This is a genomic window from Peribacillus sp. NPDC096622, from assembly GCF_044762665.1.
In the GTDB taxonomy this organism is placed as follows: Bacteria; Bacillota; Bacilli; order Bacillales; family DSM-1321; genus Peribacillus; species Peribacillus frigoritolerans_B.
In genome coordinates this window covers 183,895-206,929 of record NZ_JBIWES010000007.1, presented here as the reverse complement: position 1 = coordinate 206,929, position 23,035 = coordinate 183,895, and the positions used below count along the sequence as shown (strand labels likewise).

Annotated in this window: 25 protein-coding genes; 7 read left to right on the top strand and 18 right to left on the bottom strand. The window is 39.8% G+C overall.

From position 1 onward, the window contains the following. Nucleotides 1-21: 21 nt before the first annotated feature. The 6 genes from ACIQYG_RS15060 to ACIQYG_RS15035 all read right to left on the bottom strand — a co-directional run bounded on the left by ACIQYG_RS15060 (nt 22) and on the right by ACIQYG_RS15035 (nt 6,855). The gene (locus ACIQYG_RS15060; protein ID WP_306804763.1) at nt 22-279 is read right to left on the bottom strand and encodes a hypothetical protein; all 258 of its coding nucleotides are present in this window, start codon (nt 277-279) and stop codon (nt 22-24) included. A gap of 277 nt (nt 280-556) precedes the next feature. Next, on the bottom strand, nt 557-1,969 hold the full coding sequence (gene lpdA / locus ACIQYG_RS15055) for a dihydrolipoyl dehydrogenase (RefSeq protein WP_402839247.1): 1,413 nt from the start codon (nt 1,967-1,969) through the stop codon (nt 557-559). 3 nt (nt 1,970-1,972) lie between these two features. Next, nucleotides 1,973-3,331: a dihydrolipoamide acetyltransferase family protein gene (locus ACIQYG_RS15050; protein ID WP_402839245.1), complete on the bottom strand. Its 1,359-nt coding sequence runs from the start codon at nt 3,329-3,331 to the stop codon at nt 1,973-1,975. A 120-nt stretch (nt 3,332-3,451) separates the two neighbouring features. Beyond that, the gene (locus ACIQYG_RS15045) at nt 3,452-4,429 is read right to left on the bottom strand and encodes an alpha-ketoacid dehydrogenase subunit beta (protein ID WP_034314063.1); all 978 of its coding nucleotides are present in this window, start codon (nt 4,427-4,429) and stop codon (nt 3,452-3,454) included. Nucleotides 4,430-4,432: 3 nt separating this feature from the next. Continuing rightward, nucleotides 4,433-5,548 (bottom strand): pyruvate dehydrogenase (acetyl-transferring) E1 component subunit alpha, encoded by a 1,116-nt coding sequence (gene pdhA / locus ACIQYG_RS15040; protein ID WP_076366782.1) that lies wholly within the window; start codon nt 5,546-5,548, stop codon nt 4,433-4,435. Between the two features lie 644 nt (nt 5,549-6,192). Beyond that, nucleotides 6,193-6,855, bottom strand: coding sequence for a YkyA family protein (locus tag ACIQYG_RS15035; RefSeq protein WP_402839242.1), 663 nt, complete (start codon nt 6,853-6,855; stop codon nt 6,193-6,195). Between the two features lie 207 nt (nt 6,856-7,062). Between ACIQYG_RS15035 and ACIQYG_RS15030 the strand changes: the two genes are divergently transcribed. Continuing rightward, on the top strand, nt 7,063-7,218 hold the full coding sequence (locus ACIQYG_RS15030) for a YjcZ family sporulation protein (protein WP_402839240.1): 156 nt from the start codon (nt 7,063-7,065) through the stop codon (nt 7,216-7,218). Nucleotides 7,219-7,459: 241 nt separating this feature from the next. Beyond that, the gene (gene def / locus ACIQYG_RS15025) at nt 7,460-8,014 is read left to right on the top strand and encodes a peptide deformylase (protein ID WP_402839239.1); all 555 of its coding nucleotides are present in this window, start codon (nt 7,460-7,462) and stop codon (nt 8,012-8,014) included. 46 nt (nt 8,015-8,060) lie between these two features. Here def and ACIQYG_RS15020 read toward each other — a convergent pair whose 3' ends face one another. Next, nucleotides 8,061-8,828, bottom strand: a complete 768-nt coding sequence (locus ACIQYG_RS15020; protein WP_402839236.1) for a Cof-type HAD-IIB family hydrolase — start codon at nt 8,826-8,828, stop codon at nt 8,061-8,063. An 885-nt stretch (nt 8,829-9,713) separates the two neighbouring features. Here ACIQYG_RS15020 and ACIQYG_RS15015 point away from each other — a divergent pair. Next, on the top strand, nt 9,714-9,923 hold the full coding sequence (locus tag ACIQYG_RS15015; protein WP_034314070.1) for a DNA-dependent RNA polymerase subunit epsilon: 210 nt from the start codon (nt 9,714-9,716) through the stop codon (nt 9,921-9,923). Between the two features lie 3 nt (nt 9,924-9,926). Further along, nucleotides 9,927-11,597, top strand: coding sequence for a ribonuclease J1 (gene rnjA / locus ACIQYG_RS15010; protein WP_034314071.1), 1,671 nt, complete (start codon nt 9,927-9,929; stop codon nt 11,595-11,597). A 736-nt stretch (nt 11,598-12,333) separates the two neighbouring features. Here the strand turns inward: rnjA and ACIQYG_RS15005 are convergent. The 4 genes from ACIQYG_RS15005 to ACIQYG_RS14990 all read right to left on the bottom strand — a co-directional run bounded on the left by ACIQYG_RS15005 (nt 12,334) and on the right by ACIQYG_RS14990 (nt 15,973). Next, on the bottom strand, nt 12,334-12,993 hold the full coding sequence (locus ACIQYG_RS15005) for a potassium channel family protein (protein ID WP_063231996.1): 660 nt from the start codon (nt 12,991-12,993) through the stop codon (nt 12,334-12,336). 61 nt (nt 12,994-13,054) lie between these two features. Continuing rightward, nucleotides 13,055-14,179, bottom strand: a complete 1,125-nt coding sequence (locus ACIQYG_RS15000) for an N-acetyldiaminopimelate deacetylase (RefSeq protein WP_402839356.1) — start codon at nt 14,177-14,179, stop codon at nt 13,055-13,057. A 74-nt stretch (nt 14,180-14,253) separates the two neighbouring features. Beyond that, nucleotides 14,254-14,964, bottom strand: a complete 711-nt coding sequence (dapD, locus tag ACIQYG_RS14995; protein ID WP_402839233.1) for a 2,3,4,5-tetrahydropyridine-2,6-dicarboxylate N-acetyltransferase — start codon at nt 14,962-14,964, stop codon at nt 14,254-14,256. Between the two features lie 124 nt (nt 14,965-15,088). Next, nucleotides 15,089-15,973, bottom strand: coding sequence for a transcriptional regulator CcpC (locus ACIQYG_RS14990; protein ID WP_063231999.1), 885 nt, complete (start codon nt 15,971-15,973; stop codon nt 15,089-15,091). A gap of 192 nt (nt 15,974-16,165) precedes the next feature. Here ACIQYG_RS14990 and ACIQYG_RS14985 point away from each other — a divergent pair, with 192 nt between their 5' ends. Next, nucleotides 16,166-16,444: a hypothetical protein gene (locus ACIQYG_RS14985; protein ID WP_402839230.1), complete on the top strand. Its 279-nt coding sequence runs from the start codon at nt 16,166-16,168 to the stop codon at nt 16,442-16,444. A 41-nt stretch (nt 16,445-16,485) separates the two neighbouring features. Here ACIQYG_RS14985 and ACIQYG_RS14980 read toward each other — a convergent pair whose 3' ends face one another. The 4 genes from ACIQYG_RS14980 to ACIQYG_RS14965 all read right to left on the bottom strand — a co-directional run bounded on the left by ACIQYG_RS14980 (nt 16,486) and on the right by ACIQYG_RS14965 (nt 19,181). Further along, the gene (locus ACIQYG_RS14980) at nt 16,486-17,991 is read right to left on the bottom strand and encodes an MDR family MFS transporter (protein ID WP_402839228.1); all 1,506 of its coding nucleotides are present in this window, start codon (nt 17,989-17,991) and stop codon (nt 16,486-16,488) included. A 127-nt stretch (nt 17,992-18,118) separates the two neighbouring features. Then, the gene (gene cbpB / locus ACIQYG_RS14975) at nt 18,119-18,559 is read right to left on the bottom strand and encodes a cyclic-di-AMP-binding protein CbpB (protein WP_402839227.1); all 441 of its coding nucleotides are present in this window, start codon (nt 18,557-18,559) and stop codon (nt 18,119-18,121) included. Between the two features lie 120 nt (nt 18,560-18,679). Then, nucleotides 18,680-18,826, bottom strand: coding sequence for a hypothetical protein (locus ACIQYG_RS14970; protein WP_402839226.1), 147 nt, complete (start codon nt 18,824-18,826; stop codon nt 18,680-18,682). Between the two features lie 115 nt (nt 18,827-18,941). Next, nucleotides 18,942-19,181: a YkuJ family protein gene (locus ACIQYG_RS14965; protein ID WP_034314086.1), complete on the bottom strand. Its 240-nt coding sequence runs from the start codon at nt 19,179-19,181 to the stop codon at nt 18,942-18,944. 183 nt (nt 19,182-19,364) lie between these two features. Between ACIQYG_RS14965 and ACIQYG_RS14960 the strand changes: the two genes are divergently transcribed. Both ACIQYG_RS14960 and ACIQYG_RS14955 read left to right on the top strand, forming a co-directional pair. Then, entirely contained in the window at nt 19,365-20,324 is a 960-nt protein-coding gene (locus ACIQYG_RS14960; protein WP_402839224.1) for an MBL fold metallo-hydrolase, read from the top strand. A 91-nt stretch (nt 20,325-20,415) separates the two neighbouring features. Next, a complete protein-coding gene (locus ACIQYG_RS14955; protein ID WP_402839222.1) occupies nt 20,416-20,649 on the top strand; it encodes a glutaredoxin family protein in 234 nt (77 codons plus the stop codon). Between the two features lie 95 nt (nt 20,650-20,744). Here the strand turns inward: ACIQYG_RS14955 and ACIQYG_RS14950 are convergent, their stop codons facing one another. The 3 genes from ACIQYG_RS14950 to ACIQYG_RS14940 form a co-directional block, all read right to left on the bottom strand. Continuing rightward, the gene (locus tag ACIQYG_RS14950; RefSeq protein WP_402839220.1) at nt 20,745-21,224 is read right to left on the bottom strand and encodes a DUF3993 domain-containing protein; all 480 of its coding nucleotides are present in this window, start codon (nt 21,222-21,224) and stop codon (nt 20,745-20,747) included. 182 nt (nt 21,225-21,406) lie between these two features. Next, entirely contained in the window at nt 21,407-21,634 is a 228-nt protein-coding gene (locus ACIQYG_RS14945) for a hypothetical protein (RefSeq protein WP_127777019.1), read from the bottom strand. Nucleotides 21,635-21,708: 74 nt separating this feature from the next. Continuing rightward, nucleotides 21,709-22,914, bottom strand: a complete 1,206-nt coding sequence (locus tag ACIQYG_RS14940) for an EAL domain-containing protein (RefSeq protein ID WP_402839217.1) — start codon at nt 22,912-22,914, stop codon at nt 21,709-21,711. Nucleotides 22,915-23,035: the final 121 nt, after the last annotated feature.

The following is a 23,035-nucleotide window of genomic DNA, read 5'->3' as shown; positions in this document are numbered from 1 at the left end:
GTCATGAAGCTTACGACAAATTCAATAAACGGGTACCAGCGTTTCCAAAAGGATTTGCAAAATCCCGTAACATAATAGACTTATTACGGTAACAAGCATGGTTCGTCTATTGGATTTTAAAATCATTTTACCAATGTAAATGGCTAGATAAGAAAAAACCAGAAACATGAATACTTTGAAAACGAATCGATCGTTAACAGACAGCCATTCAACTAATGTATACCCACTCCAAACGATTAGTTGAAAGAGGATTACCAGATAATTTTTCAAGTGATCCACCCCATTTTAATATGAATATATCAGCCATGATCTTTTTATTGGCAAAAAATATTCCTTTAACAAATCGCTCATCTTATTTTTTATCCTCTATTACCGTTTTCAAACCCTTTCAAGGAAAAAAGTAAGAAGTCCTTTTTATAGCTTATGCCCTTTTTGACCTTTTCATTTAACTGGCGAGAAGAAAATCATGAATGGGGAGACATCCTTCATTTTTGTGAATCTGGTATCACAAAAAAAAGCGTACTGCATTATGCAGTACGCTTTTTATATAACTCAATTACTTAATGATGTGAATAGGAGTTCCAAGGGCAACTTCAGCAGCTTCCATTGTGATTTCCCCTAAAGTTGGATGTGCATGGATTGTCATCGCAATATCTTCGGCAGTCATTCCTGCTTCGATAGCCAAACCAAGTTCTGCAATCATATCAGAAGCGTTTGGTCCTGCAATTTGTGCTCCAATAACCAATCCGTCTTCTTTGCGAGTGATAAGCTTCACAAATCCGTCCGTATTATTTAAGGAAAGAGCACGTCCATTTGCAGCGAATGGGAATTTAGAAGCAAGCGCTTCGATTCCAGCTTCCTTCGCTTCTTTTTCATTATAACCGACAGAAGCAAGTTCCGGTTCAGAGAATACAACAGCCGGAATAGCAAGATAGTCGATTTCAGATGAATGTCCTGCAATGGCTTCAGCTGCAATTTTACCTTCATAAGAAGCTTTATGAGCCAACTGAGGTCCAGAAACGATATCACCGATTGCGTAAATGTTTTTCACGCTTGTACGGCATTGTTTATCCGTTTCGATCAAACCGCGGTCAGTCATTTTGATTCCGACTTGTTCCAAACCGATTTCAGCAGTATTTGGACGACGTCCAACTGTTACTAAAACGTAATCGGCTTCAACTTTCTTCTCTTCGCCTTTTACTTCATAAGTAACGGTTACACCTGTTTCAGTTTCTTCCACGCCTTTAGCATTTGCTTTAGTAACAATTTCAGCACCCTTGTTTTTAAGGTTACGCTTAACAAGTGCAGCCATTTGTTTTTCAAAGCCCGCTGAAAGGATTTCTTCCGTACCTTCAAGGATCGTCACTTTAGTGCCAAAGCTTGCGAATGCTCCGCCAAGCTCCGTTCCGATGTAACCTCCGCCGATTACCACGATCGAACTTGGAACTTCTTCCAAAGCAAGAGCGCCAGTGGAATTAAGTACACGTTTCGTATATTTAAATGACGGAATCTCGATTGGCGTTGAACCAGTGGCGATGATTGCGTTTTTAAATGTATATGTTTGGGCTGAGTCATCATTCATAACACGGATGCTGTTTTCATCAACGAAATAGGCTTCGCCAGTTACAACATCAACATTATTGCCTTTTAACAGGCTGCTTACACCGCCTGTTAATTTTTTTACAACAGAACCTTTCCAAGCTTGTACTTTAGAAAAATCAACAGTAACTTTTTCTGCAAAGATACCCATATCTTCTGAATGCTGAGCTTCATGGAAACGGTGTCCAGCCGAAATTAATGCTTTCGATGGGATACAGCCTACATTCAAACAAACTCCGCCGATTGTTCCTTTTTCAACGACCGTTACTTTCTGTCCAAGCTGTGCTGCGCGAATTGCGGCAACATATCCCCCTGGTCCTGAACCGATTACTAAAGTATCTGTTTCGATTGGAAAATCTCCTACTACCATTGTTTACGCCTCCATTAACAATAATTCTGGGTCGTTCAATAACTTTTTGATATGATTCAATGCATGTTGAGCTGTTGCTCCATCAATCATGCGGTGATCAAAGCTCAGTGATAATGCCAGAACTGGAGCGGCGATAATTTCCCCGTCGCGTACAATTGCTTTTTCGGCAATGCGTCCAATCCCTAGAATGGCAACTTCTGGATGATTGATTACAGGTGTGAACCATTGACCGCCTGCGGAACCGATATTCGTAATGGAGCAAGAAGCACCTTTCATTTCGTTAGGAGCCAATTTGCCGTCACGGGCTTTCGTTGCTAATTCGTTAATTTCTTGTGAAATAGCAAAAGTTGATTTACGATCTGCATCTTTTACAACTGGAACGAGCAGTCCTTTTTCTGTGTCTGCCGCAATTCCGATATTGTAATAGTGTTTATGGATAATCTCACTAGCTTCATCATCAAATGATGTGTTAAGCATAGGGAATTCACGCAATGCACTTGTTAACGCTTTAACAACATAAGGTAGGAATGTAAGCTTGATTCCTTTTTGTGCAGCAATTTCCTTGAATTTCTTACGGTGAGCAACCAATAGCGTCACATCGACTTCATCCATTAATGTTACATGCGGAGCTGTCTGCTTGGATTTAACCATTGCTTTTGCGATCGCTTTTCTCATACCGCTCATTTTCTCACGAGTTTCAGGATATTGCCCTTCTGGAATTGAAACTTTTTGTTTTTCGGTTGTTTCCGTATCATTTTGTTGTGAAGCTTCACTTTGAGCTGCTGGTTGCTGTGGAGCGGTTTTGCCGTTTTTGAAAGCATCTATGTCTTCCTTCATGATGCGGCCGTTATCCCCAGAACCAGTGATCTCACGAATATTTACCCCTTGTTCGCGTGCATATTTCCTGACAGAAGGCATGGCGATAATACGGCGTGAAGGATCTGCCTCAACCTGTGGTTGTGCTCCCGCGCCCGTTACTCCGCTATTTTCTTGAACCGGAGCAGCCTCTTTCTTGACTTCCTGTCCAGCTTCAGCAGTTGCTTGAACCTGGGCCTCCGTATTCTTCTCGCCTTCTGCCTTCGCTTCTTCTCCATGATCCCCTTTAAACTGAAGATTTTCATAACCTGGAGCATCGAATGTTACAAGTACATCGCCAACAACGGCAACCGTTCCTTCTTGAACAAGGATTTCTTCAACGGTACCTTCCACCGGTGATGGGATTTCAACAACGGCCTTATCGTTTTGAACCTCGCAAAGCACGTCATCTTCTTGTATCTTATCTCCTGGTTTTACAAACCATTTCACTATTTCACCTTCGTGTATACCTTCTCCGATATCAGGGAGTCTAAATTGGAATGCCACTGAGTTCAACCTCCTATATTAAATCATACTTAGTGCTTTGAATAAAGTCCTTTATCTTGCATTACCGTTAATGCAAAATCACTTTCCCAAGCAGGACATTCATTCCATTACTTAAGATTGTTAAAACTTCAAGACTTTAGTCGCCGTTTCAATAATGTCTTTATAATTAGGGAGCCATACTGTTTCAGCTTGTGAAAACGGGAATACCGTATCAGCTGCCGCCACGCGCAGTACTGGAGCATCCAAGCTCAAAATGGCACGTTCGTTAATTTCCGCTACGACATTCGCTGCTATACCAGCTTGCTTTTGTGCTTCTTGAACAACGATAGCGCGTCCTGTTTTTTCTACAGAAGCAATGATTGTATCGATGTCCAATGGAGATACAGTCCGTAAGTCGACCACTTCGACGGAATGACCATCCTTAGCCAATTCCTCAGCTGCCTTAATGGATTCCTGCACCATCGCACCATACGTAATAATGGATAAATCCGTTCCTTCTCTTTTCACATCCGCTTTTCCTAATGGAATTGTGTATTCTTCTTCAGGAACTTCCTGACGGAAAGAACGGTATAATTTCATGTGCTCAAGGAAAATGACAGGGTCATTATCACGAATCGCTGAAATCAATAAGCCTTTTGCATCGTAAGGAGTGGAAGGGATAACTACCTTTAACCCTGGTTGCTGAGCCATTAAACCTTCTAAGCTATCAGCGTGCATTTCCGGAGTATGCACTCCGCCCCCAAAAGGTGAGCGAATGGTAACCGGTGCACTGTAACGTCCGCCTGAACGGTAGCGCATACGAGCAAGCTGACCGCTTACGGAATCCATCACTTCATATACAAACCCAAAGAATTGAATTTCAGGAACAGGACGGAAACCTTGTAAAGAAAGACCGACCGCTAATCCACCGATTCCAGATTCAGCAAGAGGTGTATCGAATACACGATCTTCACCGAATTCTTTTTGAAGATTTTCCGTTGCACGGAAAACTCCTCCATTAAGACCTACATCTTCCCCAAAAACGAGTACATTCTCGTCATTTTTAAGTTCTGTACGTAATGCTTCTGTAATTGCTTGAATCATCGTCAATTGAGCCATGGCTTACTTCGACTCCTTCTCTTTATAAATTTCATATTGTTCTTTTAAGTTATAAGGCATTTCTTCATACATGATTTCAATTAGGTCTGTAACCTTTTGTTTAGGTTCTGCATCAGCCAATTTGATTGCTTCTTTAATATCGTCTTTTGCTTTTTCTATCGTTTCGTTCTCTAATTCTTCATTCCAAAGTTTTTTGTTTTCCAAGAATTTGCGGAAACGAACCAACGGATCTTTCAGTTCCCACTCGTTATCCATTTCGGAAGTACGGTAGCGTGTCGGGTCATCCCCAGCCATCGTATGTGGTCCATAACGGTAAGTTAATGTTTCAATCAATGTAGGGCCTTCACCATTGATTGCACGTTCACGCGCTTCTTTAACGGCTGTATAAACGGCCAACGCATCCATACCATCAACCTGGATTCCAGGAATACCTGCAGCCACACCTTTTTGGGCCAATGTTTTCGCTGCTGATTGCAAATCAACTGGTGTCGAGATTGCGAAACGGTTATTTTGCACGATGAAGATAGCTGGCGCTTTATATGCACCTGCAAAGTTAATTCCCTCATAGAAGTCACCTTGTGAAGTACCACCGTCACCCGTATATGTAATGGCAACCGCTTTTTTCCCGCGTTTCTTCAACCCAAGAGCCACTCCGGCAGCTTGGACATATTGAGCGCCGATAATGATTTGAGGAGAAATTACATTGACGTCTTCAGGAATTTGATTTCCCTTAAAATGTCCCCGGGAGAATAGGAATGCTTGCCAAAGCGGCAGGCCATGCCAAACGATTTGCGGAACATCACGGTAACCAGGCAGAATGAAATCTTCTTTTTCCAAAGCATACTGGGAAGCGATTTGAGAAGCTTCTTGACCGGCAGTCGGTGCATAGAAACCTAATCTGCCTTGGCGGTTCAGTGATATGGAACGCTGATCCAAGATGCGTGTATAAACCATACGACGCATTAATTCTTGCAATTGTTCATCACTTAAATCAGGCATAGCCGCTTCATTAACGACTTCTCCCTCTTCATTTAAAATTTGAAAAGTTTCAAATTGTTCTTCTACTTTCTTAAGCTGATCCTGAACATTAATTTTAGCTTGTTTAGTTTTTTGAGCCATTTGGCACCTCATCCTTTCATTAAAAAGGTTTGCTATTATTATTCTATAAAGCAAAAATAGTTTGCTTTTTAGTTTCTTCAACAATTCATTCTTTTATTTTTCCCTTAAGACCAATCCTCAAACGTGGATATGCTTAATATGTCTCAATCTTATTCTGTACCATAAAAAAAATCAAGGAAAATGATACAAGAATTTTTATAGATTAAGTTTACAAGATGAATTAACATCAAGTCAATCACTTGGAGTTCCTTATAATTTTGATTTAATAGAATTTCCAATACCCATACTTCTTCTCTGTATTAGTTTTCGATTTACAACTGTACCATTAAATTTCCCGTAATTATGAATTTAAGGATGGCGAAGGATAACATTTCAATTCCCCAGCATATCCCATCGATTCCAAAACCGCTTTAACTAAAGGCGTTTGAGCCTTTAAAATAATATTCCAAAAAAATATTCAAACGCTTTCATTTTAGTCTGCTGTTTGATTTTTAATTATCGTTTTTTTTTAGTACAGGTATGAAAATTTCACATCAAGCTGGTTGCACAAAAAAGAGCCATTCTAGAATTTTTCAGCCCAAAAAAGAACTGCATTGAACAAAATATGGGCTGTGAGTGAGGATCACAGCCCATCATTATTTATATTATTTTGTTGAATCCGCCATTTCTATGCCGGAACTATCATAAAAACTTTCTTTTTTTTGATTTGATTTTTCCGTTAATACATTAAATTCCTCATTCGCTTTCAAAACTTTTGCATATGCGGTATTTATTTTCTCGATTTGCACCTGTAATTCATCCATTTTCAAATCCTCTTTTTTAAAAAGCTCATATAATTCACGATCATAAGCGAGACTTTGTTGATAGGCATCATATAAATCATCGTAGGTGCTATAGCGTTCACTCATGACCTTTTTCATTTCAGTCGCTTCTTTTTTTATCTTTTCATCCTCTATTTTCCCGATTTGTTCATCTATCTGATTGAATTGTTCTTTTGAGGATTGCATACTGCTTTGTTCCTTTTCAATTATTTTTTCCCTTTCGTCGATATTCTTGGTTGCTTCATTTGAAAGCTCGACGATCTGTTCATAATCATCCAATCCAAGTTTAATGATTTTCTCATATTTTTCTTTTTCTTTTTTCTCCAAATCATTAAGCGGCTCTTGATTCTCGGTGAAGTCACTTTCCTTTTCTGCAGTTTTCTCCAGGATTTTGTGGATTCTTTCTTCCGGTGAACCATTAAAACAACCAGTCAAGATCACTAAAGAAAGAAGTAAGATAACAAATGGACCAAAACGATTCAACATAGACAACTCCTTCTGATAGTTCTTCGAAGATTCATATTTCTCAATTCCTATAAGACGCAGACATTTGTTAAAATCATATTCCGAACAGGTTTTTTTCATTACTGGGCGCTAGCCTACACCCTTTAAACCATACTGCATAGGCTGTAGGGACCGTTTCAAATCAGAGTGGTCAGCATTTTAATAATACAAAAACGGAGGTATGAAATTATGTATGGAGGTTTCAACCAAGAATGTTGTTATCCGGTTTCCGTTGCACCCAGCTATGGATATGGTGATGGTGGAGGCTGCGGCTTTGGAAGCGGCTTTGCCCTGATCATTGTCCTGTTCATTTTGTTAATCATCGTCGGCGCTTGCTTATGCTAAGCAGATAATTACTATTACCTTTACCCGAAAATGTTAACTATTTACCCTGATTCACAAAAAATGATTTATTTTTTTAAATAGACACCTAACACGCAAATAGAATAATGGCTGGGATAGGAAATCAACGACTTGAATCCATCCCTTCCATTTTTCTTTCATTAAACCATCCATTAACTTTCAGCATTTTTTTTGTTAAAATAATCCTATACATATTATTAGAATTTTTATGGGGTGAAAGATTATGCTTACCATGGATGATTTTGTTAATGAAGACGATCCAATCTTAAGGCAAGTTGCAGCAGAGGTTCCGCTTCCGGCATCATATGAAGATAAGCAACTTTTAGCCAGCTTGATGGAATATGTCCAAAACAGCCAGAAGCCTGATATTGCTTCTCTATACGGGTTAAGGGCAGGAATTGGCTTGGCTGCACCACAGGTTAACGTTTCAAAAAGGATGATTGCGGTTCATTTGAAAGATAAAGATGATCAACTTTATAGCTATGCACTTTTCAACCCTAAACTCGTTAGCCATTCAGTGGAAAAAGCATACTTGACATCCGGGGAAGGCTGTCTTTCCGTAAATCGTCCCGTTTCCGGCTATGTGCCACGTTATGCCCGAATAACGGTTGTGGGTACGGACCTCGAAGGAAAATCGGTTCAACTCCGCCTGAAAGGCATCGCAGCCATTTGCTTTCAACATGAAATCGACCATCTTAATGGAATCATGTTTTATGATCATATCAATCAGGAAGACCCCTATGCCATTCCGGAAAATTCAATTGCGGTGGAAAGGTAATGTAATAAGCAAAACCCCCGTCTGTTTGTTGACGGGGGTTTATTTTTTATATCAGTTCAAGTTCCTTCAAACCAAAAAGTATGCCATCATCATCGACATCCTTCGTTACAAAGTCGGCCTCTTGCTTCACAAGCTGACCGGCATTCCCCATTGCCACGCCATATCCCGCTACTTTTAACATCTCTATATCGTTTAAGCCATCTCCAAAGGCATAAACATCCTCAAGAGCAAACCCGACTTTTTCCATTAATATTTTAATGCCTTCAGCCTTTGAACCACCGAATGGAAGTACATCCGTCGAATACTCATGCCATCTAATGAAGTGAAAATCATCATATTCACCAACAAAGTTCACTTCTTCATCTTCCGAGCAGAATAATAAGGCTTGGTATATATCATGGTCCTCATAAAAATCCGCCACATGTTCAGGGTGGGGAAACTTAAGGCTGCTTAATGCTTCTTCAATTCTACTATGATGTGGAACACTCGATTTCATTGTCTCCTCATTCATGAAAACGATCGGTATTTCATTTTTTTCAGCATGTTCGTGGAGCCGTTTTATCTCAGGTATGCTCAAAGGGTTTTTATAAACGACTTTCCCTTCAAAAACAACGTATTGTCCATTGAAACTTACGAATGTATCGATGCCAAGCTCTTCCCTTAAAGACTCGAACATGAACGGAGCCCTTCCTGTGGCAATCGCTACAAAAACCCCGCTTTCCTGCAGTTGCTTAATGGCTCCTTTTGTTGAAGCAGGTAATTTTTTTTCATGATCAAGCAATGTTCCGTCAATATCAAAGAATACGATTTTCACTAACGATTCACTTCCAATTCATTCATTTTTTCCTTTTTAATATGTACCCATTTAATAATTGTCATCAAGATAAGTCAAGTAACTCTACCGGATCCAACTCAAAGTTACGTTTTTAATTCAGGAATGGGCATATACTATTCTTAATAGAAACCAACTCAGGCTTTCGAGATTACACTTCTCCCATCCTTCTTGCCTCTAATAATCCCAGTTGCTTGTTTGAAAGAGCCTTTTTTTTCAAAAATGGGCCAAGGACCTGTAAAGACGTATTTACATTATTGAATAATCCTATACAATAATAACTAAGGGAGCGTGATCGCCATGTTAAAAAAGCTTCGTAAAAAGCTTGCTAAACAGTGGAATGATCTTTTAAGAAAAAAATCTATCGCATGATTTGCCACTCATTCCTGCCTTGGCCGTCATCCATATGCGAATTTTTTTCGGACAGCCCTTCAAAAACTTGCGGAGGGCTTCTTCCTTGTTGTAAAGTTCTTGTTAAGCATTCTTTCTATCTTGGCTGTTATACGGTCAGGTGAATACATATTTCAATCAATATATGAGTCCATTGTGTTTTCATGAAACTCTGTACACTGGCACTGTATTAATTTAGAAAGAAATCGTTTACGAAAAAAGATCCCATGATTTAAGTTTTACACATGGCAAAAACGGATAGGATATAAGATAGAGGAAGCTACAATTGGATTGATACCAGAATCGGCCATCTATTTTTTTATATACTTTTAGACATTGGTATATTTAATTCATCAAACCCCTTCCGTTTTTATGGCGGAGCTGGGTTTATTTTTACATGATGTTGAAAAACATGAAAAAATTGTTGTTTTTATATATAATGAAAAAAGCAATGCAAACAAGTGAGGAGAGATTAAAATGGTTTTTAAGGTATACTATCAAGTAACCATATCAGAAGTTCCCATCAGGGAGAATACTAAAACAATGTTTGTCGAAGGTGAATCCGTTCGTGACGTTCGTTTAAAATTAAAAAAAGAACCTTATAACGTAGAAATCGTACTACCCGTAACCGGAGCATATTTAGAATATGAAAAACAAAATGAAGATTACAAAGTATTGGAGCTATAATTTATGAAATTTGTAAAAAACGATCAAACAGCTGTATTCGCCCTGGGCGGTTTAGGCGAAATCGGTAAGAACACATATGCTGTTCAGTTTCAAGATGAAATCATCATCATTGATGCTGGAATTAAATTTCCTGAAGATGAACTTCTCGGTATTGACTATGTGATTCCAGATTACAGCTATTTAGAGAAAAATGTAGATAAAATTAAAGGTGTTTTCATTACCCATGGTCATGAAGACCATATTGGCGGAATTCCTTATTTACTTAGAAAAGTGAATGTCCCTGTATACGGCGGAAAGCTTGCACTTGGACTGCTTCGTAATAAATTGGAAGAACACGGCCTTTTACGTCAGACAACCATGATTGAAATCAGTGAAGATGAAGTGATCAAGTTCCGGAAAACGTCCGTCTCTTTCTTCCGCACAACTCACAGTATCCCTGACTCATATGGAATCGTTGTTAAAACCCCACCTGGACAAATTGTCCATACTGGTGATTTTAAATTCGACTTCACACCAGTGGGCGAGCCAGCAAACCTGACCAAAATGGCTGAAATCGGTAAAGAAGGTGTATTGTGCTTACTCTCGGATAGCACCAATAGTGAAGTGCAGAACTTTACTATGTCCGAAAGCCGTGTCGGCGATACCATTCAAGACATTTTCCGTAAGGTTGACGGCCGGATTATTTTTGCAACGTTTGCATCGAACATCCATCGCCTTCAGCAAGTTGTGGAAGCAGCCGTGGCTAACGGCCGTAAAATAGCCGTTTTTGGCCGAAGCATGGATTCAGCCATATCAATTGGACAAGACCTTGGTTATATCGTAGCGCCTAAAGATACATTTATTGATGTACAGCAATTGAATCGTATGCCTGCGAATAAAGTAACCATCCTTTGTACAGGCAGCCAAGGTGAACCAATGGCAGCCCTATCGCGCATAGCGAATGGCACTCACCGTCAAATTCAAATCATTCCTGGTGATACGGTAGTATTTTCATCTTCACCCATCCCAGGTAATACAATCAGTGTTTCCAGAACGATCAATCAATTATATCGTGCAGGAGCAGACGTCATTTCAGGTCCTTTGAATGACATTCATACATCAGGACATGGCGGACAGCAGGAACAAAAGCTAATGCTTCGTTTGATAAAACCAAAATTCTTCATGCCAATCCATGGTGAATACCGTATGCAAAAACTGCATGCCCGCCATGCAGTCGATTGCGGTGTTCCGGAAGAAAATTGCTTTATCATGGATAATGGTGAAGTTCTATCCTTAAGTGAAAACACAGCTCAAATCGCTGGTAAAATCCCTTCAGGTTCAGTTTATATCGATGGAAGCGGCATTGGGGATATCGGTAATATCGTTCTCCGTGATCGTCGGATTCTTTCCGAGGAAGGCCTTGTCGTTGTTGTTGTCAGCATCAATATGAAGGAATTCAAAATTGCATCCGGTCCTGACATCATCTCACGCGGATTTGTTTATATGAGGGAATCCGGAGACCTTATCAGCGATGCTCAATCCTTGATCACAAAGCATTTAAATAAAGTGATGGATCGCAAAACTACACAATGGTCTGAAATTAAAAATGAAATTACAGACACTTTATCTCCATTCCTATATGAAAAAACTAAACGCCGTCCAATGATCCTGCCGATCATCATGGAAGTCCAATAATAATAGAAGCCCAGCCATCATTCAGCTGGGCTTTTTTTGTTTAGGTTTGTAAATCTCGAACGTTGAATTCCACACTCCAGGCACTCGCTTTTCGCGGGCAGTCCGGGAGCCTCCTCGGCGCCTTAGCGTATGTTGGGTCTCCCTTGGACGCGTACTCCCGCAGGAGTCTCGAACACCCATTCCAATCAACTTTGTTTTAACAGTTAGATAGAACTCCTTTTGACTACTGTCTTTTTTGTTTTAAAAAAGGAGTATTAAAACTTGAGGTGATAAGGATGCTTGAATAGATTTTCTATCGGAAAGCTTCCGAAACTAAACTGATAAGAAGCATGTATTTGTTGATTCCACACTGTGGAAAGCCAGTGCTGGAAATACGAGTTTATCAAGTACTCTTCAAGAAGAAATAAATCAAAATAGAGTACAAATCATCCAAACCCATTTGTGCGACTTGTTCACTTTTATCACAGTGTACAGAAAGTAAAGATCATTTTTGTCATTATGTAGATGTTAAATCTATTATGCGAAACGCAAAGAAACAATATTGCTTGTACTCTCAGATGTAAAAGAAAAGAATGGTTTTCCAGGACTACTTAAGGGAATTAAAAAATTGTCAATGCAGGCTATTCTCTATAACTACTTAAAATCCAAAAAAAATAAGGTTTCGGAATGAGACCATTCCGAAACCTTTTTGTTTTCCTTTGATAAAAGTGCTGCTCGATTTTAGCAGGACGTTTACTTATTCCACAATCTTTTTTTCAAAGCGATTGATGTCCGAATCCGCGCCGATGACGATCAATATATCACCTTTATGAATTAAATCGCTCGCCTGTGGGGAGACATTTATTTCGTTCCCTCTTTTGATCGCGACTATATTCAGCCCATAGTGAGCACGGATATCAAGGTCAAATATCGAGTTTCCATTCATCTTTTGGCTTGCAACAATTTCGACGATGGAGTGTTCATCAGAAAGCTCCAAATAATCGAGAATATTATTGGAGACGATATTATGGGCAATCCTTCTCCCCATATCTCGTTCGGGGTGCACGACAAAGTCGGCCCCGATTTTACGAAGAACCTTCTCATGATAATCATTTTGCGCTTTAACCGTAACATTTCCGACACCCAATTCCTTAAGCATGAGAGTCGTCAATATACTAGCTTGAATATTCTCGCCAATCGCTACAATGACGTGATCAAAATTACGAATTCCTATGTTTCTCAGTACATTTTCATCTGTCGTATCCCCTACTACGGCATGTGAAGCTATTCTGGCAAATTCATTCACTCGATCTTCGTCGGCATCGATAGCCAGAACCCCTAATCCTTCTTCAGCTAATGTCTTGACTATGCTGCCGCCAAAACGGCCAAGTCCAATCACCGCAAATTCTTTTTTCACAATAAGCCCTCCAACGTCATTCGTTCTTTCTTTAGAGCATGTTCTGTACTGAAAATCATTTTTACGCTTCGCTTCCTTTAAACGTTATATAATCCGTTAAGTGATCTATGGCAAGTTCAATCGCTTTTTCATCCGGGCTTAACTTAGCGTGATGCAATCCGTATTCCGATGAAACCCCCAGCCAGAACATGAATCCTGGAATCTCCTTTAACATATAACCAAAATCTTCACCAGTCATCGCTTCAGTACATTGATGCAAATGAACAGATGTTGACTTCTCTGTGAATTCCATGAATTCCCGGGTCAACCGTTCTTCATTATACACTTGGTGATACATCGAGCCATAGTCGATTTCAGCAAAGCACTCATATCCCACTTGTATACCATCCACAAGCGCTTTTATTCTAGACTTGACCTTAACCATCGATTCAGGGTTAAGAGTGCGTATTGTGCCTTCTAACCGCGCTGTCTCCGCAATAATATTTTGAACGGTGCCTCCAGTAATCTTCCCAACTGTAATGACAGCCGAATCAAGTGGATTGACATTCCTGGAAACGATCGTTTGAAGCTGCCCTACAAGCGAGCAGGCCGCAATGACCATGTCATTTGTTTCGTGCGGATAGGCTGCATGTCCTCCTTTCCCTCTCAAATCGATGAATAATTCAGATGTATTGGCAAATAGAAGCCCTTCTTTAACGGCAATCGTCCCAACTGGATACTCTGGAGCAATATGTAAAGCAAGAATCATATCCGGCTTCCATTTTTTCATGGTTTCCGATTTAAGCATCGGTTCAGCTCCGCCAGGACCCTCTTCTGCAGGCTGGAAGATGAATAGCAAGTCATCATCGATCGGATTTTCCGTGAAATATGTCAATAATCCCAAACCTATGCTCATATGAAAATCATGACCGCAGGCATGCATATATTCCCCGTGATTGGATGAAAACGGCAATCCGGTTTCCTCTTTTATCGGCAGACCGTCAATATCAGCCCTGTAGCCAATTGTTTTTCGAGGGTTCATTCCCTTCACTTTCACGAATATCCCAGTCCGCCAAGTTTCTATTTCCATTCGCTCCTGGGCCAAATTCATTATGTAATTCAGTAGGTATTGCTGTGTCTTGAATTCTTTGAACCCTATCTCCGGTATTTGATGCAAATCACGCCGGATCTTGGCAAAAGGGTTTATTTCCACATTATTCCCTCCTATACAGAAAGCGTGGATATATTTATCCACGCTTCAGGCAATATTCACTAAAGAAATTAAAGTTGACGAAGTTCTTGCATGATTTCTGTTTTTGATTTAGTTTTTTCGTCAATTTGTTTAATGACCCTCGCCGGGATACCAGCAGCCACGGAGTAAGGAGGAACGTCTTTCGTTACAACTGCACCAGCTGCCACAACGGAACCTTCACCGATTTTGACACCTTCTAGTACGACCGCATTGGCTCCGATTAACACATCATCCTCCAAAATGACCGGCTGGGCTGAAGGCGGCTCGATGACACCTGCTAAAACGGCACCAGCACCTACGTGACAGTTTTTGCCCACTGTTGCACGTCCGCCCAGAATTGCGTTCATGTCGATCATTGTACCTTCACCGATGACAGAACCAATATTGATTGATGCACCCATCATGATGACTGCATTGTCTCCAATGGACACTTGGTCACGGATTATTGCGCCTGGCTCGATACGGGCTTTGATGCCTTTTAGGTCCAATAAAGGAATCGCAGAGTTACGACGATCATTTTCAACTACATAATCCTCGATTTTTGTTCCTGCTGCCTTGATTGCTTCTTCGACTTCAGACCACTCACCGAATACAACCCCTGTATTTCCTGTTATGAAAGTTTTAGAAGCTGCACCAAAATCCACGCCTTCTAAATCGCCTTTGACATATACCTTTACAGGTGTTGATTTTTTACTATTCGAGATAAAAGAAATAATTTCGTTTGCATCCATTTTATTCATTCCGGGTAAACCTCCTAATTATGTATCATTACTCGTTTTAAATTTACCAGACAACTGCCGGCAAGACAAGTTGAATGTCACTCTTATATATTATTCTGCCCTATTGACATTTTTGTCGGCGAACCTATAACATTCCTTGGTCGCGAATATGCTCTTTCACCACTTCCGTGAATGCCTGTACTTGCTTTAACTGGAAGGCAGATTCATAGCCGCAAAGCCATGTATCACGTTCGATTGAGTGATTATGCCCATCCAGTAAAGGGATTTTAAAAACATTCGTATCTTTATCATGTAAAGTGATGGCTGGCAGGATCGCATAACCAATTCCATTAAAAACCATTTGTTTGCATGTTTCGATTTGATCAACGACTATGGTGTTTTTTGGTGTCGTTTTAAATTGCCGATGCCACCAGTCCTGGATTTCCTGGTAATAATTCGAATCGCTTTTAAACTGAATGAATGGCCGGTCCGTTTCGAACACTTGATTCAGTTCCTTCATTTCAGTATCCACTAAATACAGCATATCCGTGAATAAATGCTGTTTAACCCCTTTCCAATCCGGGGCTCCCCTTATGATGCCAATATGCACTTGCCCTTCATACAAAGACTTTAAAATCTCACTGCTCCAGCCAGTAATCAAGGAAATTTTTGCATACGGGTATTTTTGGACGAACTTTTTCAATACTTGCGGCAGCCAATTTTGACCGACAATCGATGCACAGGCTATTTTCAAAGTGCCATATACTTCATGGTCCATGGCTTGAATGCTTTCCCTGACCTTTTCTTCTTTTTCTATAACCTCATTGGCCAAACGAATTACCGCTTCACCTGCAGGCGTCAGTGACAGCCCTTTTTGTGAACGCAGAAACAGTTTCGAGCCCCAATCCTTTTCTATTGATTGTAAACGCTGGGATAAAGCCGGCTGGGAAACGAACAACCGCTCAGCTGCTTTTCTCATATTCATTTCCTGAGCAAGCACTGATAATAAATGAAATTCTGAAAATGACATACACACCAACCTCTTGATAATTAATTCTTATCATGATGATTTAATTTATTTAAATTTTATTATCAACAAAGTCCGCTTATAATACAAGAGAAAAGAAATGGAGTGAATATCCTTTGACGATCATTTTATTGCTTGCGATCAGTTTTGCAGCATCCTTTGTCGGCACATTGGCTGGGACAGGCGACCATGCTCATGTATACCTTTTTAAGAAATGGTGCCACCTACCTTCAAACCCTGGCCTTTACTAGAATTCAAACTTCTATTAGCTGTACGTCTGCATTCATTACCTATTTCATTGCCGGTAACATTGCATGGGGGATTGCCATTTATTACACGATCGGTTCCCTTATCGGATCACAGCTGGCCTTGTGTGTGGCTCAAAAAATCTTCACTAGACAGTTGAAATTCATTTTACATTCGGTCACGATCGCATTATTGATTCAATTGGTCATCAGAGTTGCGTTTCCTTAAATATAAAGGCAAACTCCATTTAATGAGTCTGCCCTTTTTTCCTATGCCTTCTTATTCTTTCTTAGTCTCGTAAGTAACAGGAAGCTGATTACAGAGAAGACCAGTACGATGAGATAAATCGTCTGTAAAGACAATGTAAGTCCTTCCTGTAAAACATTTACCACATTTTCGGGAAGCGACGTGCGTTCTTGGCTGTTCAACAGTTTATTAGCCGTATCTATTGTCACTCCCGAACCGGCTGGCGCATGCTCGTTCAAATAAGCGTGAAGCCTCATATTCATGATTCCCCCAAGTAATGCAGCACCTACAGTATTTCCTAAATTACGCATGAACATATTGGAAGCTGTCGCAATCCCCCTTCGTTCCCAGCTGACGTTTTTTTGAATGACGACAATGAATGAGGTAGAAGTCAAGCCCATACCTACACCGACAAAGAAGGATCCCATGGCAGCAATAACGGGCCCGGATTCCGGCTTCATCCATACTAGGATCAAACTCCCAAGGATCAATGAGCACCCTCCAAGAAGGGAGGTTGATTTAAATCCTATTTTCAACAATAACCTGCCTGAGACCATAGATGCGATCGGCCAGCCAATTGACATGGCTGTCAATGTAAAACCAGCTACGGTAGGCGAGCGCTCCATCACGCCCTGAACGAATGTGGGGAGGAAACTTGATAATCCAATCATCATCACCCCGGTCGTCAAGGATACTAGGTTCGCAATCAGAATGGAACGCTCCTGCCAGATTTCAAATGGCATCATCGGTTCGGCCGCTTTCTTTTCCTGAAGAATGAATAGGATAAAGGTGATGATGGCCACTAATGCCAAGGATATGACCGGAGCTGAAGCCCATGACCATTTCACTCCTCCTTCTACGAGCAGCACCATTAGAGTGGAAATGGATAATGTCAATAGAGTTGCACCTAGGTAATCGATATCACGTTTTTTCTTTTCGATATTTTCATGAAGGAAAAACCAAATTCCAATAAAAGATAGTAAGCCCAAAGGAATATTGACCCAAAAGACAAGCTTCCAAGTCAGGGATTCAACGAGCAAGCCACCCAAAGCTGGGCCCATGATAGCTGAAATGCCCCAAACACTCGAGAGATACCCTTGAACGCGTGCTCTCTCTTCATTTTTATAGATATCACCAATAATTGTCGAAGCTACAGGAGCTACAGCTCCCGCCCCAAAACCTTGTACAAAGCGATAAATGATGAGTTCCGTCATCGAATTGGCAAAGCCGCAAAGAAGGGAGCCAATTAAAAAGACAACGATTCCAAATAATAAGACAGGTTTTCTCCCGAGAATATCCGATAGCTTTCCATATATCAAAACTGTTACGGCGTTCATTAACAAATAGCCTGAAAAGACCCAGCTGTATAGTGAAAAACCACCTAAATCACTAACAATGGCCGGCATTGCCGTCGAAACGATAGTCCCTTCAATAGCATTCATAAACATAGCCAACATGATGGCAGCTAATATGAAGGGACGTTTCAATTTTTTATTCTGCACTTTTGCACTATCCACTGTATGGCCCAATTTTCGCATCCTCTCCTAATGATCCTAACTGTTTATAGACTTCACCACTAACTGGATCAAATATGTAAAAAACAAGAAAACTCGCCAACTGGCGAGTCTAGAGGTTAACCGTCATTTTATGCCTTGCTTATTTATCAGGTGTATATTGTTTAAATACTTTTTTCAAGATTGCCCTTCTTGTTAAGATACCTTCAAATACATGTTCGTCATTCTCCACACAGACAAATGGATGATCAATCAACAATTCCACACCCTTGGTCAATGTATCTTCAATATGCAGGCGAGGTATTTCTATATTCATTATTTCGGAAACTTTTTTATGCTCAAGATTATCAAATTCAATTCGTTCCAGTCCCAAGATTGAATCAAGAATGACTGGTGTGCTAATTAAACCATGCAGTTTATACATCGGATCTAACACAGGAATGGCCGTATAACCGCTCTTTGTTAATACCAATAGTGCATGTTCTAAATTATTGGTTACCTGCACGTGGGCCACGCGTTCAGAAGAAATCATTAAGTCTTTAACGCTGGATGCCAATAAATCCCCATCATGAGTACCGATCATGTTAAAACCCCTTACCATATGTTTTTATATACAGCTCTTTCTATAGTTTAACATATGTAAGCAGAAAAGGCTCATTCCTAGACCAATAAAATCCCAAACGATGGGATTCGCAAGAGATCTTTAGCCCTTACTAGTTTTGATGTTAACCTGTTTAAAACCGCATTCCGGGCATTGATAAATCACATTTTGGTTGGATTGTGCCGTTAATACATTTTCCATTTCCCTTTTCTCACCCCATTTCGGGCATATTACCATTGGATTTTTCATTTACATCCCTCCAATTAATAAGATGTCGTAAAAATCACTACTTCATTCAAGTAAAAATTGACCGGGTCACAATAAAAAAGCCGCTTCCAATGGAAGGCGGCCTTTTGTGATTTTTTTAAGATTGAAGAAGATCAAAGATTTCAATGGTAATCATATCAATATTATCGAATTGATATTTTGATGATTTCCCTTTATCACTGTATACTTCAAGCTCGAACATTTCTGTTTTGCTGAAATATGTAACCTGGCACTTTTTCACACCATCTATTTCAAAAAAACGTTGAGCAGATTCAGATTCCTTCGCTTGCTCTTGAAGACTTTTCAATCTGGTAAGGATGCCCTGTAATTGAGACATACTCCCTCTCCTTTCTGAATAAAACCTTTTCGATAGGTTTCACTATACCATACTTTTCTATCCAGTAGCCACGCCGAAATAAATTCAGAATAATTTAAAACTTCATTCTTTACATGGCACTATTAACAGAATAAAATAAGGAATGGATTTTGTACATGAAAAATTTTCTGGGGGTAGATTCTGTTGCAAAACATTAGTGAGCTTGGTTATCGTATTTCATTGATTGATGGTTTTGATTTGGATAGAAGAAATCGTACAGGAACATATGTAATTGCCGATGAAGACATCACCTTAGTCGAAACTTCCGCCAGCCCTTCCATCCCCCACTTAATGAAGGGGCTCAAACATTTGGGAATCGCCCTCGAAGATATTACATATATCATTCTTACCCATATTCATTTGGACCATGCAGGTGGAGCTGGACTTTTTTTACAGCATTGTCCGAATGCCAAAGTGATCGTCCACCCAAAAGGCGCACGGCATCTAGAAGATCCAACACGTTTGATCGCTGGGGCTAAAGCAGTCTATGGTGAAGAATTCAATAAGCTTTTCAATCCGATATTACCTATTCCATTTGAAAGAATGCTGATTAAACAAGATAGGGAATCCCTAAAAACAAGTGAAACTTCCACGTTGACCTTTTATGATACGCCAGGACACGCGAACCATCATTTAAGCATTTACGATTCGGTTTCCAAAGGGATGTTTTCAGGTGACACCGTAGGCATCTATTATCGTGAACTCGATGAAGAAGGTTTGGAATTTTACTTACCTTCAACATCGCCAAACCAATTTAATCCCGATGCGATGCTTGCTGCAGCGGAATTGTATGAAAGCATCGGCGTCGAACGTATATATTTCGGCCATTACGGGGTATCGGAAAATCCTAAGGAAGTATATAAACAACTTCATTACTGGTTGCCTATATTTGTGGAGACTGCCAAATCGGCATATAGGGAATATGCTAGCTTCGAGGATCAAGTGGCAGCAACCAGTAAAAATATTTTCACGGAAGTCTCTGTTCATTTAAGCGAAAAAGGAATTACCGCTGATCATCCTGTTTTTGATATCATTGCCATGGACCTGAACGTTTGTTCCATGGGATTGATAGACTATCTTGTAAAACAGGAGAAAGATCGGTAAAACGATCCTTAAGGTTTATCCCTATTCAAATGTCTTGGCATTCTCTATAATTAAAAGGGAACCTTACCTAAAGCATATATGGAGGAATGAAATGAAAGACGTTACACTGTATACCCAACCTGATTGCCCTCCCTGCAAAATCATGAAAATGTTCTTTGATGATAATAATATAGTATACAAAGAAAAAGATATTAAAACAGATGGGCATGCACGTAAAGAACTAACCAATAAATATGGGGCATATTCCACACCAACGGTCGTCATCGATGGGAAAGCCATTATTGGTTTTGAATTGGAAGAAATAAAAAAAGAACTGAATATATAATAAAAAGTCTAGAGAAGGCTGTGGCCTCCTCTAGACTTTTTCATTTCAGCCCCATACTTTTTAACTTTGAAGGACTTTCCTTTAATATCTCCATTTCATTTTCCCTTTTCATACTTTACATCCATTACCTTCCAAACGCCATTTTCCTTTTTCAAAGTAACTGATTCAACATGTTTTCCCATCGATACAGGTCCGTCCCCAGTGTCCTGGAATTCTTCCTGGACATAAATGACATCACCGTTTTTCCCATATACAATTTCAGTATTCTTGTCGTAACTGAAAAAAGGGATATAATAAGGAGCGAAATCTGAACCAAATGCGATATAACCGCCATCGACTTTCACTACATTCGCTTGGACAAACTTCTCGATGAAATCATCTGTGAAATGTTGATCCAACTTTCCTTCTATAGCTTCCTTAGAACGTACTTCCTCACTGATAGAACCTTGATTCTCCATGGCATCTTGTACTATAGATAGTACTTCCTCTCTATGTAAGCCCTCCGCTGAAGCAGTGAACCCCCCACTTAAAAATAAAAGGACGCTGGCAAGACATGCAACTAAATACTTACACATTACAATCATCTCCTAGTTATAGAATTTCTCCTACTGATTCGGATTTTTGCCTATGTCTTTCAATACCCGTCAAGAATCAAAGCCAAACTACAAAATCACATTCTCCGTTAGACCTTGAAACCATTGCCCATCCTTCACAATAAAAAAGAAGATTTCATGATATTGAAATCTTCTTCTTACAATTATCGAAAAGCATAGTAAAAAATAAAACCGGCAACCAAAATCGTACCAATAAAAAGAGAAACGAATATCGGGTTCTTTAAATAAGGGTGTTCCTTAACTGAATCATCGATAGTCGAATCATATCTGACTTTCACTTTCTGTGCCCTTGCTACAGAATAAGTATAAAAGAGCAGATATAACGCCATGACTGTAACGATTATGATTAGAATCCAGATGTACGTGCTCAAAATATGTCTCCTCCAAGCGCATCATTTCTGCTTATCGTTACACATTTAAAGCGATAATATTCATGAATCGTTTTTTATAATAGTGCTTCATTTTCATATAAATAACTATAAGAAAGATCACAGAAAATGTATTCCTTATTATTCAGTGGATATGAAAAGGTCCGAATGGTTTCCCCCGTTTCGATATCACTGTATAAATCGGATAGTATTCCTTTTTTCTCATTTCGCATCTTTACGATATTTTCGAGGAAATAAGGTCTCCAGCTCCAATTTTTATTCATATAACTGGGTTGGACTAACCATTGCCCGTCCTTATGGAGGATATTGGGGGATTTTTGATACCCCTCTTCATCACAAATATAAAGACGAAAACATACGGAATCCAATTTTTTCGCCAAAACACCGAGAAACTCTTCATGGGAGCCGGCACGCTTTTGCTGTTTTAAGAAATTTTGCATATTCTCGTTGAATTGCAAAGTCTTTTGATAAACGGCTTCAAGCTTCTTGGTCTCTAAAGAAATGAAGGACTGGCATTCTTGATGGAATTTTTCACGAAGTAAATCTTTATTAATGAATTCGCCTTCCGGTTTCGCCAAAAAATACCCTTGATAATATCGTCCCCCATTCTTCCATGCAAAGCGAAGCTGGTATTCGGACTCAATGTTTTCAAATAGTAAGTTGGCGCCGATTTTACGTGCTAGCATGCTTAAAGAAAACAGGATGACCTGATAGGCATCTCCGCCTGAGATGCGAAGCTGATCCAGGTTAACTTTTAAAATATTCGGAGAAATCTGCGCGATTCGGTCCAATTGCGTATCTTGTCCTAAATGATCTAAAGCTATCTTAATCCCATATGTTTTAAAGTAAGCAAGCACATGCTGCAGAGGATCTAAGTTTTCCGGACTGATCGTGTCTGATAATTCCAACACGATCCGGTGCATTTCCTCCGGTTGAAAATGACGATGTAAAATCTCCATGAATTCTTCGCCATGATCCAGCATAAGCAAATTAGGATCTCTGTTGATAAAGATAAGAAAATCTTCACCATAGTCTTTTATTCTCTCCAAGGCAATTTCAAGTACGTAATTATCCACTTCCACCCTATACTCTTCCGGCACTGCAGAATCGTGAAAAAATGGGCCAAGGCTTTTATATTCAGATTGTTCCTCATAGCGACCTAGAATTTCATATCCGATTACCTGATGTTGATCTGCACTGAAAATCGGTTGAAAGAATGGTGTCACCCTGTCTAAATTCTTCAATATCTTTTCTGTATCCATGATGCATCTTCCCCCTAATTACGAAAACACCAATATGCCAAAATTATACCATTAGTTTCTTGCATTGATAATAAATAATTTTAATTCCTACTGCATAACTCTTTTTTCAGTACATTAAAAT

What these genes read in the sequence shown, in the direction of transcription:
- lpdA (WP_402839247.1), bottom strand. Translation starts at nt 1,969, where the DNA reads ATGGTAGTAGGAGATTTTCCAATCGAAACAGATACTTTAGTAATCGGT.
- ACIQYG_RS15045 (WP_034314063.1), bottom strand. Translation starts at nt 4,429, where the DNA reads ATGGCTCAATTGACGATGATTCAAGCAATTACAGAAGCATTACGTACA.
- pdhA (WP_076366782.1), bottom strand. Translation starts at nt 5,548, where the DNA reads ATGGCTCAAAAAACTAAACAAGCTAAAATTAATGTTCAGGATCAGCTT.
- ACIQYG_RS15035 (WP_402839242.1), bottom strand. Translation starts at nt 6,855, where the DNA reads ATGTTGAATCGTTTTGGTCCATTTGTTATCTTACTTCTTTCTTTAGTG.
- ACIQYG_RS15030 (WP_402839240.1), top strand. Translation starts at nt 7,063, where the DNA reads ATGTATGGAGGTTTCAACCAAGAATGTTGTTATCCGGTTTCCGTTGCA.
- def (WP_402839239.1), top strand. Translation starts at nt 7,460, where the DNA reads ATGCTTACCATGGATGATTTTGTTAATGAAGACGATCCAATCTTAAGG.
- ACIQYG_RS15015 (WP_034314070.1), top strand. Translation starts at nt 9,714, where the DNA reads ATGGTTTTTAAGGTATACTATCAAGTAACCATATCAGAAGTTCCCATC.
- rnjA (WP_034314071.1), top strand. Translation starts at nt 9,927, where the DNA reads ATGAAATTTGTAAAAAACGATCAAACAGCTGTATTCGCCCTGGGCGGT.
- dapD (WP_402839233.1), bottom strand. Translation starts at nt 14,964, where the DNA reads ATGAATAAAATGGATGCAAACGAAATTATTTCTTTTATCTCGAATAGT.
- ACIQYG_RS14990 (WP_063231999.1), bottom strand. Translation starts at nt 15,973, where the DNA reads ATGTCATTTTCAGAATTTCATTTATTATCAGTGCTTGCTCAGGAAATG.
- ACIQYG_RS14985 (WP_402839230.1), top strand. Translation starts at nt 16,166, where the DNA reads ATGTATACCTTTTTAAGAAATGGTGCCACCTACCTTCAAACCCTGGCC.
- cbpB (WP_402839227.1), bottom strand. Translation starts at nt 18,559, where the DNA reads ATGATCGGTACTCATGATGGGGATTTATTGGCATCCAGCGTTAAAGAC.
- ACIQYG_RS14970 (WP_402839226.1), bottom strand. Translation starts at nt 18,826, where the DNA reads ATGAAAAATCCAATGGTAATATGCCCGAAATGGGGTGAGAAAAGGGAA.
- ACIQYG_RS14965 (WP_034314086.1), bottom strand. Translation starts at nt 19,181, where the DNA reads ATGTCTCAATTACAGGGCATCCTTACCAGATTGAAAAGTCTTCAAGAG.
- ACIQYG_RS14955 (WP_402839222.1), top strand. Translation starts at nt 20,416, where the DNA reads ATGAAAGACGTTACACTGTATACCCAACCTGATTGCCCTCCCTGCAAA.
- ACIQYG_RS14950 (WP_402839220.1), bottom strand. Translation starts at nt 21,224, where the DNA reads ATGTGTAAGTATTTAGTTGCATGTCTTGCCAGCGTCCTTTTATTTTTA.
- ACIQYG_RS14940 (WP_402839217.1), bottom strand. Translation starts at nt 22,914, where the DNA reads ATGGATACAGAAAAGATATTGAAGAATTTAGACAGGGTGACACCATTC.